Here is a 12,281-nt window from a genome sequence, read left to right on the forward strand (position 1 = left end):
ACCCGACGCTCGCCAATCTGTCCACATTGGATACCGCTGACAAGCTTTATAGAACTCGCTTGCGTTTACTTATCGCCGAGGCTACTGGAGATTGGGCAGAACTCCTGTCCGAAGCACGGCAACTCAAACTCGGTCATGAACTTCTCGGGCTTGTCACGGCGCGCTATGCGCGCTCACGCGCGCTCGAACAGAAGTTCAAGGAAGCCGACGCGCTCTGGGACGAAGCAGTCGGGGATGCGTGCCTCGCGCAACGTTGGTCAGACGCTTCAACCTGGATATTCAGCCGTCGTGGCTTCCGCGCCCGCTGGAAGCTCTTCTCAAGCGACGAGTTGCTGCCCATTGAGAGAGCGATACGCGAAATGGGGCCAGCGAGTCGAATAATCGAGACCGACGAGAGCGCCTACCAGCAGGCGATGGAAGATATCGCGAGCGGAAAATTGCGGTCAGCGGCGATCTCGGCACAGAGGGCCCTACGCGATGCGGTCGTGACCAGCGACTGGGTCGCTGAGGAAAAGGCCCGGCGGGTGCTCGCTTCCGTTCTGATCGAATCCAACGAACCTGAGCGCGCAGCACAGCATCTAGCCCAAGCTGCGGCAGTCGAGCAAATTGAACACCTCGCCACAACGTTTCCCAATCGGTTCATCGACGTGGTGGGCCACCTAGACGGTACCAACTATTGGACCGTCGGTGCCGCCTACCGAGCGATAGCTAAGCAAGCAGACCTCGTTCCCGAGGAAGTTCTTGCAGGTATTTCCCGCCATATCCTCACCGAGTTCGCCGAAGCCGAACAAGGGGCCCTGGTCGATATGAGAATTTCGTCATCCTCGCGATACCAGGGAGCAGTACAGGTGTTGGCGGGAATCTCCAGCCGAATTGGAGCTGACACCGCCAACGCCGCGCTGGAACATTTCGAGCGCCAACCAGTAGTAGGCGAACACCATTACCGCCTGCATGACAAGCACGAAGCGATCGCAGTCGCACGGTTTGCTCTTCGCTATCCAGCTCTCCGCATCCGGGCCATCACGCATCTGGTCGCACTACTGGCACGGTCTGAGGCGGCCCGCAACAGCGTGACATTTGAGGCAATTGAATCCCATATCGGGATCGCGAAAGAGCCTCTCACTCAGCTTGCCTCCGAAGGGAATAGATGGGCTCAGGAAACACTGGCTGCCCATTTTCCGGACGGCACATCCATGGAGGTCGCCGAGGCCGCGCTTGAACGGTTGGTTACCCCTTTGAGCCATCGGCCGAACAGGTTCACAGTCGGTACCCATGCGGTTGGAGACTCCCTGCTTGTTTCCGCACTCGGATCTACCCGACTCGTGCCCGCGATAGCGGAACTTCTGCGGCGCGCTCAAGACCCCCACGTTGGCGACCGGGATCGAGGTGACTATCTTATAGCGGCAGCGAACATCGCACCGCATATCGACGAAGACGATCGCCAGACGTACTTGCATGAGGCCATGCTCTACGCCTCATCGCCTACTCGGTCGCAGCATGACGAGCTAAACAAGAGGCTCGATCATGCGCTCGGTACGTTCCGTATCACCAGCACCCTTGGCGACAGCCGTCAAAAGGCTCTCTATCTGGCGGCATGCCTCGCCACGAGCTCCGAACAGCGCACCGAGATCAGAAATCAGACGTTCGCCGTTCTAGGAGAGGACGATACGTCAGACTACTGGTCCGCGCGGACCCTGCAAAAGCTCGGAGATACGCTGCGAGACGATATCGGGTTTCTGTCCGCGCAAAGCTGGCCCCTCCGATCACTTGCAGCAATCCTATGGGTGAAACACGGTCGTCCAATTCACGTGGGAGAGCGCCTTGCCAAGGACGACGATGTACGTGTTCGGAGAGTTCTCGCTGACGCGTTAGCGAGCTCATCAAGCTCCACTCACCAGACCGCGGTACATGACATTCTCGCAAACGACCCTGCTTTCAGTGTCCGTGCAAAATTGAGCGGGGACAGTTGCCCATGATGTTCAGCTGGGTTTCAGTTCTACCGCTGATCGTGGTAGTTTAGCGGAGCTCGTGCCGTGTGTCGTTGAGGGCAAGGCCACACCTGAGCTACTCGACGGTCTCGCTGCTCAGCGTGATCGCCTCGACCAGCACATCGCGGACCTCGCCCACACCCGAGATCGGCTCGACTCGGTCATTGCCGGTGCCACTGCCAACCTGCGTACCAGCACTTCCTGTCGGTAGACCACTGTCGCGTAGAAGGGCGGGGTGGCGTCCATGTCACCACGGGGAGGGGTAACCAATCCGTCCGATGCCGGACGAGTTGAACCCGCCCGCCCGCCCGCCAACGCGGCGATCCGCTGGACCGCGGGTACCCGTGCGGGCCCGATTCAGTCGATTCGGATCTCGACAATTTCGATCAAGCGGGCGATGGGTTGGCTGTAGCAGAATGGGACGCGTGAAAAGGTCGACTGTCGAAGCGCATGAGCAGGGCGTGCGGCATGCTGCGGCGAAGATCGCGTCAAGTCTCGATGACGCCCTCGATATCGAGATGCTGGCCAGGGACGCCGGCTTGTCGGCGTCTCGCTTTCACCGCGTATTCCACGCAACACTCACCGAAAGCGTCGCGGCGCTGTATCGACGGCTGAGGCTCGAGCGCGCCGCGGTGGAGTTGAGTGTCACGGAGCTCGCGGTGACGACGGTCGCTTTCCGGGCGGGGTATACGACGCACGAGTCGTTCACTCGCGCGTTTCAGCGCGCGTATCACCTCTCACCCGTGAGGTTTCGACAGCGAATGCTTCTGCACCAGGCCCGCACCGGGCCATCGGCCGACCTCCCGCACCGGTTGCCCGCTGCGAACTCGATCCATGTCGACGTTCTCTCCATTGTCCCGAACTCACCCGCTATTTCACCTGTTCCACTCCGAGGAGGAGACGTCATGCCCGTCGTTCTCACCCGGCGCGACTCGATACGTCTGGCCGCCCTCGCCCATACCGGCCCCGTCAACATGGTTGGCGAAGCGTTCGCCGCGCTGGCGAAGATCGCAGGGCCCGCAGGCTTGTTCGCACGTCCGGGCGCCTACGGAGTCGCGGTGTTCCCGACCTCCGCTGACAGACACACCGATGAAGAGCCGACGGGATACGCGGCGGTGATCGTCACAGACGCTTCTCCCGTTCCCGATGGCCTCGTCGAGCTCGAACTCCCTGACGGCGACTACGCCACGCTGACGCATCATGGTCCGTACGCCACACTTCCCGACAGTTGGCGTCGGATCGGGCTCGACGCGGACGCCGATCCCGACCTGACGCTCGATGCCGCGCGGCCGTCATTCGAGGTGTACCGCGTCGCCGACCATGCTGAACCCAGCGCAATGGAGACCGACATTTTCCTACCGGTCACCGTGATGACATTGTCCTCCCGAGACCGGGCATGAGCACACGCCAGGTCCCCGCCGGGATCGGGAGGCTCGGAGCGGAATGGATGGAGCAGCTCCTCGACTTTCCCGGCGGTCACCCGTATTCGAAGTTCGACGGTATCCATTGGCGGTTGGTCGAGATGGCGGAGCTCGTTCGCTTGGGCGTACCGAGTGATCCAGCTCGCTGTCACGCTGCGGTCGAGGTGGAACTGGCCTGGCTCACGTCCGCCGATCGGGAAGTACCCCCACAGACCGATCCGGTTCGGCCCCGCTGGCACGCCGCGCAAGACGGAAACGCGATCTACGCGATCACGGTTCTCGGACACGGCGCCGACGAACGAGTCGGCGAGCTCGTCGGCATCGTTCTGGCCAAGCAATGGCCTGACGGCGGATGGAACTGCGACCGCAAACCGATGGCACACAGGTCCTCGTTTCACGAGAGCGTCACTACGGCACTAGGACTCGCCCGATACGCGCAGCAGTTCTCGCACCCGGAAGCGGCCGCCGCCGCGGCGCGAACAGCTGAACTGCTCCTACAGCACCGCCTCTTTCGACGGTCGAAGACAGGGGAAGCGATCCACTCCTCGTGGACTGTGCCCCACTATCCGCCCTACTGGCACTACGACGTCCTCCAAGGCCTTCGACTCCTCGACGATCTGGGGCTGCTCGACGATCCTCGAGCCGATGACGCCAAGGAAGTGCTCGCGGGCGCTCGTGTCGGCGACGGGTTCAAGGGCCGCAGCTGGTCGACGGCGACCCAACCCGCGGCGGTCTCGTACGGTCGCCCGCCTCGTAACTCGATGCTCAACCAGCGCGCGCACAGCCTTCTGACAAGAGGGTAGGTGAAGCGTACTTCGCGGACTGCTGGTGTCCGTGTTCGCTGATAATGTCGGTGCGGCCCCACGCGGGCAGCGTCGCGAGTCCGGGCTCGGCCGACCAGACCGGGTTCGCGGCGACCACAAGTAACTGATCCGCGTGCGGATCGAGGGGCGACAATATGGCTCAGAATATCGACTTTCCGGGACTTCCCGACGGAGTGGGTTCGCGCTTCATCGATGGTGTCAACGGGTTGCGCGTGCACGTTCTCGAGGCGGGTCGCGGTCCACTGGTGTTGCTGCTGCACGGCTTTCCCGAACTGGCGTACTCGTGGCGCAAGATCTTGGTGTGCCGCTGGCCGAGGCCGGATTCCACGTTGTCGCGCCGGACCAGCGTGGTTGCGGCCGCACCACCGGCAGTGACGCCGCCGATGTCGGATCCTTTCGTACCGAGGCGCTGGCTCGGGATGCGCACGGCCTGATTCGCGCACTCGGCTACGACCGGGCCCATCTGGTCGGAAGGCTAGTCGCGGCGAGCGGGTTCACGGAACGCTCTCGCAGCATTCGAATCCCGCGCGGACATATGCGGGCGCCGAGCGATTCTAGCCATGGAATTGTTTCGAAGGTGATGTGCCCGAGAACGTCGGGTAGCGACAGCGGCAACAACGTCACTCCGTCCGCGATGCCGACAACGTGGATGTCGGCAATCAGCCTGGCCAAACCTATTGGGGTGCCGACGTAGTGCAATGTTTGTGGTCGCCACGTCCCATCTGCCACAGAGTCCAGTTCGGCCAGGCGCCGTCGAGCTGTCGGTGCATCGGTGGCGATCATCACCTCGATGTCGACGAGCACATCAACGTCGTCTGGACCGCGTCCTGCGGCAACGATCTCTGACTTCTTCGCCGCGCAACCAAGTTGGGCCGCGCGCAGATCCATCGCACGGATCCGGATGACCTCACGCCACGAATCCGGCTCCGCGGCCAAATCGACCCATCTGTCGCAGTTCAGGGGCGCTCCGACAACAGACGATGAATTCGTCGCTGGATGGTGGCCGAGTAGGTCTACGGCAATCCGAGGCGGATGAGTGGCTTGGGAGTTGAGGCAAGACATGACAGTTCCTAGTCAGTCGGGTGTCGTCGGCCATCTTTCGCGATCGTCGGGTCAGCACCGCTGGGTCGGCCTCGATCACGTTGCACACGCTCGGCAAGGTCGACGACTGCGAACGCCTTGTTCTAGGCTGCCGTGAGCACGGTTGAGCGAGATTGACGCCTGCCGATGCATTCGGCCATGCGACCTGTCCGCTCTTGCGCGATCGAGCCCACACGATGGGAACCCCCGGCAAATACGGGCGGTGTGGCGTAGTGTAGTGGTGGTCGGTGAACGCGTCATTCGGACATCGCGCTGATCAACAAGACCCCGTGGCCGCCTTTCGCTTGTTGCCCGCTCAGTGGGTCGGTGGCGCCGCAGGAACACCGACCACCAGTTCCAGCGGTGGTCGGCCACGTACCTGTCAACTGTTGGCGGGCGTGAACGCACCACGGAAGTCGGCTGCGGGATGACGGCCATTCAGCAGCGGTCCGCGTCCGGGGAAGAGTTTTTCGCGTAAAGTACCTGCCGCGTACTCGCGCTGCGCGAGCCCGCGTTTTTGCAGCTCTGGTACCACATAATCAACGAATTCCGCATCCGTGCCGGGAACGACCTGCGACTCCACATTGATGCCACCCATCCCTGCCTCACGCCACACGCTCAGTTCATCGGCGATCTGCTCGGGCGTGCCGATGATGCGAGTGGAATAGAGCAACGGAAGATCCTTGACCAAGATCCGGCGGCCAGGAAGAGCTTCGTTGAGAAACGCGACCATACCCTGCACTCGCTCGATCTTGACGGTGTCGAGGGGCTGGTCTAGTTCGGCGCCGCTCAGGTCGATACCCACGTCGCGACTGACTCGGGCCAAGACCGCCTGCAGGTCCAGGTACTGGTCCTGGTCCTCGGCCTTGCGCTTGGCCTCGGCCTCCGTGCTGCCCACCACGAACGACATCCCTTGGATCAGCGTGAGATCGTCTGCCTGTCTGCCTGCCGCGGCGAGGACCTTGCGCATCTGCGCGGCAGCCTGCCGCAACCCTTCAGGGTTGAGGCAGATGACAAAAGCGCCTTCGGCGTGCTGGCCAGCGAAGCCGCGGCCAGTGGGCGAACTTCCCGCCTGAAAGAGCACCGGCGTTCGCTGGGGTGATGGAATGGTGATGCTGGGTCCCCGTACTGCGAAGTGCTTGCCCCGGTGATCGATCGTGTGGATCTTGCGTGGGTCGGCGAAGATGCCCTTCTCCCGGTCGCTGACTAACGCGCCCTCGTCCCACGACCCCTCCCACAACTTGTACAGAACCTCCACGTACTCCTCAGCCATCGCATACCGCTCGTCGTGAGGCAACAGGTTGTCGTAGCCGAGGTTTTGGAACCCGTTGGCGGTATGACCGGTCACGATGTTCCAACCGATCCGACCGCCGCTCAGATGATCGAGCGTCGACACCCGTTTCGCGAAAGTGAAAGGAGGTTCCTGGATGATCGAGCTGGTGAAGGTGAGCCCAAGGTGCTCGGTGACAGGGATCAGCGCTGCGGCCAGGGTCACCGGGTCGTGGACGGGAAACTGGATACCCCGCTCCGGGTAGATATCCCACGAATCTCCGAAGGCGGCGTCGCTGCCCATGACATCAGCGAAGAAGATGCTGTCGAAGCATCCGCGTTCCAGCGTTGCCGCCAGCTTGGTCCAGGTATCGAGTTCGTAGAACTTGCTCTGCTCGTCGGCCGGGTTACGCCAGCCCCCGTCGTACAAGTGGCTGGCCGCAGCCATGTGGAACGAGTTCAGGATCAGTGTTTCACGCATGATTCTTCCTTGGGATAGTGGCTGTGGGGTTTTGGTCTTTGTGGCTCACGCCGCGGCGTTGACGCGTTCATGACTGCTCGTCCGGTTCCCGCAGGTGGCGGTACTGGCCACGGAAGTACAACAGCGGCTTGCCTTCGTGCCAGTCAGGGGAGCTGATCTCGTCGACCTGCCCAACGACGATCCAGTGATCTCCAGCGTCGTACTCCGCCCATGTCCGGCAGTCGATCCACATCAGGGTTCGGCTGATGACAGGGTTGTTCTTCCTGCTCTCGGTCCATGTGACGCCGGCCCACTTATCGGCCCCGGTGATGGCGAACTGCGAGGAGACATGACTTTGCTCGTCGGACAAGACGTTGACCGCGAATGTTCCCGAGCTGCGGATGCGAGGGTAGGAGGTTGAGGATTTCATGACGCTGAATGAGACGAGCGGCGGGTCGAGCGAGACGCTGTAGAACGACTGACATGTGAACCCGACGGGGCCTTCGTGGTCTCGACCGGTCACCACGGTGACTCCGGACGCGTAGTGGCCCAAGGCTTCCCGCAGACGTTGTTTATCGAATATCGGAGCTGTGGAATGAGTCATGGCATCTCCTGAGTTCTCATGCTCAACTGGACACGGGGCTGGGTGACAGAAGGTGGGCCAGACGTGCCAAATTTGTGCGGTACTCCCGAGCCATTGCGGAAACCAACTCCTCAAGATGGTCGAATTCGTTGAGCGCGATATAGAACCCGCGCCCGGGTACGATGGCGCCGAGTTCGGCGAGCAACGGCGCAAGAGTATGGGTCGAGGCCATCGAATGGCCGAGGTCTGCTCCCGTGTGAAGCGGAATAGCGACCACGCCCGCCAGCGCGTTGGCCGGGTATCTGTCGATAAAGGCTTTCAGCAGCCCCGTGTAGGTCGCCTTGTAGGTTGGTGTCGCGAAGACGACGAGATCCGCTGAACCGACTTGTGCGTTAAGCCTCGATAGTTTCTCCGACGGCCACGCGAAGATCTCATCGGCATAATCGATAAGATCGATCACCGAAAGGTCGTAGGACCCTGGTGCGAGAAGCTCAGAAACTAGGAGCTCGGCGACTTTGCGTGTTCTTGAACGCGGCTTCGGGTTTCCTACGACAATGACTACCTTGAGCTGCATGACACCTCACTTCTCTTCGAATGTCTTAGGCAATCGAGGAGTCGTGCAGCCGTAACCGGCGGCCAGGTGGGGTCGGGCAGACTCCTCCTCACCCCACCGAGATTTTGTGGCCCGGTGGGCCCGCAACGGCTTACGTCGCTGCTAGCACTATGCCCTAGCCCTGTTTCCACCCGATTTCGCGATGTATTTTCCTGTGAACGGCTTGGTGAATTTGGACTCACACCGTTCGATCGCATGGTGTGAGATTCGCAAGTGCCCCGCTACGGTCGGCCCCACATCCAGCAGACAGTGGAGGTCGTGGACGGTTCGGCCGAACACATTCCGGCACCGGATAATTCGTTCGACGCGGCGGTGGTGTCGTTGGTGTTGTGCTCGGTGCCGGACCAGGGCGCGGCGCTGACAGAGATCGCGCGTGTGCTGAAACCGGGCGGGATTCTGCGATTCTTCGAACATGTCCGGGCGGAGTCGGCACGGCTGCGGCGCGTGCAGCGCGTGGTGGATGCCACGGTATGGCCGGTGCTCAACGGTGGTTGTCACAGCGGCCGCGACACCCTGGGAGCCCTCGATGCTGCGGGATTCACCCTCGCCGAGATCGACCGATTCCGCTTCCCCGACACCGCGTTTCCGTTCCCGGCCGCCGAGCACGTCCTCGGCACGGCGGTCGTCTCCGAGGGGCGGCGATCGTGAGCGGATCGGAAGCGTTCGACAGCAGGCTCGGAACCGGCGGCGCGGTCGAGACCTCGGCGCAACTGCTGGAGCGATTGGCCGACAAGCTGGGTGTGCGAGCTTGCACGGCAACGGTTTTCGGTGACCCTATCGCCGAGCGCGGGGTCACGGTCGTGCCGGTGGCTCGGGCGGGATTCGGATTCGGCGGCGGTCTGGGTCGTGAATCGACGGCGGACAGGGTTGGTGAGGGCGGTGGAGGCGGCGGCGGTATGGACGTGCGACCGCTGGGATTCATCGAGATCCGTGACGGCGTGGCACGCTATCGGCCGATCCGCGATTCCTGGACCGACGTGGTGGTGCCTCTGGCAGCCATCGCGACCGGACTCACCGCGCCGCGGCTGCTGCGTGCGGGAATGCGTCTGTATCGCGCACGGCGCCACTGACCCAGAATGCCGCCGGTCGGGTGGGCATCCGTGGTGTGGTCAGTGGTTTCGTCGTGCGGTGAGCGCGGCGGCCGGGACGACTGCCAAGGCGAGCACACCACCGGCGAGCGCCAGTGTCGGGTAGCTGGTGGCGGCGACCATGAGCCCGGAGCCCATGCCTCCGGTGGCGCCGGCGATGGCGATGGAGACATCCACCGCCCCTTGGGTTTTGGCTCGCGTGGCCAGGGGCACGGTGTCGGTGATGATGGCGGTGCCCGCGACGAGACCGAGATTCCACCCCAGCCCGAGTAGCGCCAGCGCCAGCGCGAGCCCGGCAATCGAGTCACCGGGCGCGAGGCCCGCGAGTACTCCGGCGGCCAGCAGCGTCACACCGGAGGTTGCGGCGACGGGCAGGCGGCCGTAGCGGTCGACGAGCCAGCCGGTCAGCGGTGAGGGCAGATACATGGCGCCGACGTGGATTGCGATCACCAGCCCGGCGGCGGCGGTGCCGTGCCCGTGGTGGAGCATGTGGACCGGTGTCATGGTCATGATCGCCACCATGACCAGCTGTGTCAGCGCCATCACGAACCCGCCGACGGCGATGCCCCTGCTGGAACCCTCCGCCTCCAGGGGCTCGGTCGTGGCCGAGACTGCGCCGGGGTCGGTCGAGCCCAGCTCGCGCGCCAGCAGCAGGGGGTCCGGGCGCAGCCATACCGCCAGCACCAGTGCGGCCAGGGCGTAGGCTGCCGCGGCGAGCAGGAACGGCCCGGCTAGGTAGGGGATGCCCAGGACGCGAGCGAGGCTACCGGTGGGGGCGGCGAGGTTGGGGCCGACGACGCCACCGACGGTGGTGGCCACCAGGACGGTGGACACTGCACGGCCGCGATGGGAGGCGGTGGCCAGATCGGCCCCGGCATAACGGGCTTGCAGGTTGGTGGCGGTGCCCGCGCCGTAGACGAACAACGCGATGAACAGCAGGATCGGGTTGTCGGCGAGGGCGGCGGCGATGACGCCGAGGCTCCCGAGAGCGCCCATGAGATATCCAGTGGCCAGCCCGGGGCGACGGCCCCGAGACTGCGACAGCCGGCCCACGGCGACGGCGGCGAGCGCGGAACCCGCGGTGAACAGCGCGCTGGGCAATCCGGCCAGGCTGGTTGAGCCGAGCATGTCCTGGGCCAGCAGCGCGCCGACGGTAATCCCGGCGGCCAGTCCCGCGCCGCTGAGGATCTGCGCGGACACCAGCACGGTCAGGACGCGGCGCTGAGCGTGGGCGATATCGGGGAAAGAGGAGTCGGCGGTGCTGGTGGCGCTATGGGTCACGAAAGTGTTCTTCCTGGCAGCGAGGATCCCGGGCGCGCGCCCCTCGCGGGCACATCCAGGTGGCGGACTATGAGCGAATGTTCCAGCGGGCCAACCAGTCTCTCTCCTGCTGCTCCTTCTCCTGGTGGTAGGCGGGCGACGGTTCACCCAAGCTCACCTGCGGGGCAGGAAGGGCCAGGAAGTTCCCTTCGCCCTTGGCCGCGAGGCCGCCGCCGAGTTCCACATAGCAGGCGCCCTCGCCGGTGAAACGGGTATCGGGGGCGTCGTAGCCGAGATAGCGGGCCGCCTGGTGCGCGGCCACCTCACCTTCGGCTTCGGCGAAGATCGCCGCCTTGGGCAGCGGTTTACCGCCCGGCAGCAGCAGCGCGGTGCTGTCCCCGACGGCGAACACCCCCGGGGCGGTGGTGGCCAGGGTCGCGGGATCGACGGGAATCCAGCCGCCCGGGCCGAGCCCGGTCGAAGCGACGGCCGCGCCCGGCGTATGCGGCGGCACGACCGCGAGCAGATCGAAGGTTTCGCGGGTACCGTCGGCGAATTCGACTGTCCGGGCCTGTGCGTCGATGCCGGTAGCGGCCTTGCCGCCGTGGAATCCGATGCCGTGGCTGCCCATCATGCCTACTAGCGCGTTACCGACCGCAGGGCCGGCGACCGGCATCGGCAGCGGGTCCGGAGTGAACGCATCGACGCGCACCGCGCCGCTGGTGAACTTCTCCCCGAGCTGGTCGGCGATCAGGAATGCCGCCTCGAACGGCGCAGCCGGGCACTTGAACGGGACCGCTGCCACCAGCACCAGCACCCGACCCGACGCGAGTTCTTCGACCTGGCGGTGCAGCGCGGCGGCTCCGTCGACGGTGTAGAACTGGCCCGCCACCCCGGCGTCGAGCGCCTGGGGCAGGCCGGGCAAGCGGGCTGCGTCCAGGCTCGCGCCCAGGGCGATTACCAGGGCGTCGTAGCCGAGGGTTCCGGCCTGCCCGCAGTCGATGGTCCGGGCTCGCAGGTCGATGCCTTCGACCTCGCCGGTGAGCAGGTCGACACCGGGTAGAGCGGCCGGGGTCGGGCGCACGGTGATCTGCTCGGGGGTGCGCCAGCCACGCAGCACCCACAGCATCGACAACCCGAGGCTGCCGATGAAGGACCGGTCGATCAGGACGATCCGGTCGTCGGCGGGAAGGACTTTGCGCAGTTCTGCGGCGGCGGTCAACCCGCCCACGCCCGCGCCGAGCACAGCGACGGTTTTGCTCATGAGTTTCTCGTTTCCTCTGCTACTCGAGGGGTTTCAAACGTTGATGACCTGGTCTGCCCAGGCGGTCCATTCGGCCAGCTCCGCCATCGAGGAGCGATGCGCGCCGTCGATGAGCTGGTCGGAACTCATACCGCGCGCGTCCATACACGCGCCGCAGTTGCCGATCTGTCCGCCGTTCTTGGTGAGCGCGGTGGTCATCTTGGCCAGGTTGTAGAAGCCATTGGGCACCTTCTGCCCGGCGGTGACGGAGATGACGGCGTCGGCGAAGTTGAACACCCGCACCGCGTGCCCGGCGTCGAGCATCTGCCGGGCCCAGCGGATGCCGTTGTAGGTGCGTTCGGTGCCGTAGGGCGGGTCGTGCAGGACGAAGAGGTAGTTCACGCGTTCTCCCTGGTCGGGTGCGCCAATTCGGGCGAGCAGGCGGGCGGTGA

General features: G+C 64.3%; 12 protein-coding genes and 1 pseudogene. 6 read left to right on the top strand and 7 right to left on the bottom strand.

The window, feature by feature from the left end:
* The first annotated feature begins 26 nt into the window (after positions 1 to 26).
* The 4 genes and pseudogenes from OHB21_RS18235 to OHB21_RS18250 form a co-directional block, all read left to right on the top strand.
* On the top strand, positions 27 to 1,976 hold the full coding sequence (locus tag OHB21_RS18235; RefSeq protein WP_328439728.1) for a hypothetical protein: 1,950 nt from the start codon (positions 27 to 29) through the stop codon (positions 1,974 to 1,976).
* A 437-nt stretch (positions 1,977 to 2,413) separates the two neighbouring features.
* Positions 2,414 to 3,388, top strand: coding sequence for an AraC family transcriptional regulator (locus OHB21_RS18240; RefSeq protein ID WP_328439729.1), 975 nt, complete (start codon positions 2,414 to 2,416; stop codon positions 3,386 to 3,388).
* Between the two features lie 47 nt (positions 3,389 to 3,435).
* Positions 3,436 to 4,212 (top strand): hypothetical protein, encoded by a 777-nt coding sequence (locus OHB21_RS18245; RefSeq protein ID WP_328439730.1) that lies wholly within the window; start codon positions 3,436 to 3,438, stop codon positions 4,210 to 4,212.
* 322 nt (positions 4,213 to 4,534) lie between these two features.
* Positions 4,535 to 4,645 (top strand): annotated as a pseudogene (locus OHB21_RS18250) (hypothetical protein); the annotation flags it as partial.
* A gap of 35 nt (positions 4,646 to 4,680) precedes the next feature.
* Here the strand turns inward: OHB21_RS18250 and OHB21_RS18255 are convergent.
* From OHB21_RS18255 to OHB21_RS18270, 4 genes are all read right to left on the bottom strand, one after another.
* Complete coding sequence (locus OHB21_RS18255) at positions 4,681 to 5,121, bottom strand: hypothetical protein (RefSeq protein ID WP_328440164.1); 441 nt, start codon at positions 5,119 to 5,121, stop codon at positions 4,681 to 4,683.
* A 574-nt stretch (positions 5,122 to 5,695) separates the two neighbouring features.
* Positions 5,696 to 7,063: an NtaA/DmoA family FMN-dependent monooxygenase gene (locus tag OHB21_RS18260; RefSeq protein WP_328439732.1), complete on the bottom strand. Its 1,368-nt coding sequence runs from the start codon at positions 7,061 to 7,063 to the stop codon at positions 5,696 to 5,698.
* Positions 7,064 to 7,130: 67 nt separating this feature from the next.
* A complete protein-coding gene (locus OHB21_RS18265) occupies positions 7,131 to 7,646 on the bottom strand; it encodes a flavin reductase family protein (protein WP_328439734.1) in 516 nt (171 codons plus the stop codon).
* 22 nt (positions 7,647 to 7,668) lie between these two features.
* Positions 7,669 to 8,199 carry an NADPH-dependent FMN reductase gene (locus OHB21_RS18270; RefSeq protein ID WP_328439736.1) on the bottom strand — a complete coding sequence of 177 codons (531 nt, stop codon included), beginning with the start codon at positions 8,197 to 8,199 and terminating at the stop codon, positions 7,669 to 7,671.
* A 252-nt stretch (positions 8,200 to 8,451) separates the two neighbouring features.
* Between OHB21_RS18270 and OHB21_RS18275 the strand changes: the two genes are divergently transcribed.
* Positions 8,452 to 8,886, top strand: a complete 435-nt coding sequence (locus tag OHB21_RS18275; protein ID WP_328439738.1) for a class I SAM-dependent methyltransferase — start codon at positions 8,452 to 8,454, stop codon at positions 8,884 to 8,886.
* Positions 8,883 to 9,308: a spore germination protein GerW family protein gene (locus OHB21_RS18280; protein ID WP_328439740.1), complete on the top strand. Its 426-nt coding sequence runs from the start codon at positions 8,883 to 8,885 to the stop codon at positions 9,306 to 9,308. The genes OHB21_RS18275 and OHB21_RS18280 overlap by 4 nt, the downstream gene beginning before the upstream one ends.
* Positions 9,309 to 9,347: 39 nt before the next feature.
* Here the strand turns inward: OHB21_RS18280 and OHB21_RS18285 are convergent, their stop codons facing one another.
* The 3 genes from OHB21_RS18285 to OHB21_RS18295 form a co-directional block, all read right to left on the bottom strand.
* Positions 9,348 to 10,607, bottom strand: coding sequence for an MFS transporter (locus OHB21_RS18285; RefSeq protein WP_328439742.1), 1,260 nt, complete (start codon positions 10,605 to 10,607; stop codon positions 9,348 to 9,350).
* 67 nt (positions 10,608 to 10,674) lie between these two features.
* Positions 10,675 to 11,850 (bottom strand): NAD(P)/FAD-dependent oxidoreductase, encoded by a 1,176-nt coding sequence (locus OHB21_RS18290; RefSeq protein WP_328439744.1) that lies wholly within the window; start codon positions 11,848 to 11,850, stop codon positions 10,675 to 10,677.
* Positions 11,851 to 11,883: 33 nt separating this feature from the next.
* On the bottom strand, positions 11,884 to 12,231 hold the full coding sequence (locus tag OHB21_RS18295) for a DsrE/DsrF/TusD sulfur relay family protein (RefSeq protein WP_328439746.1): 348 nt from the start codon (positions 12,229 to 12,231) through the stop codon (positions 11,884 to 11,886).
* Positions 12,232 to 12,281 lie beyond the last annotated feature (50 nt).

Origin of the sequence: Nocardia puris, from assembly GCF_036051655.1 — a bacterium.
Taxonomy (GTDB): domain Bacteria; phylum Actinomycetota; class Actinomycetes; order Mycobacteriales; family Mycobacteriaceae; genus Nocardia; species Nocardia puris.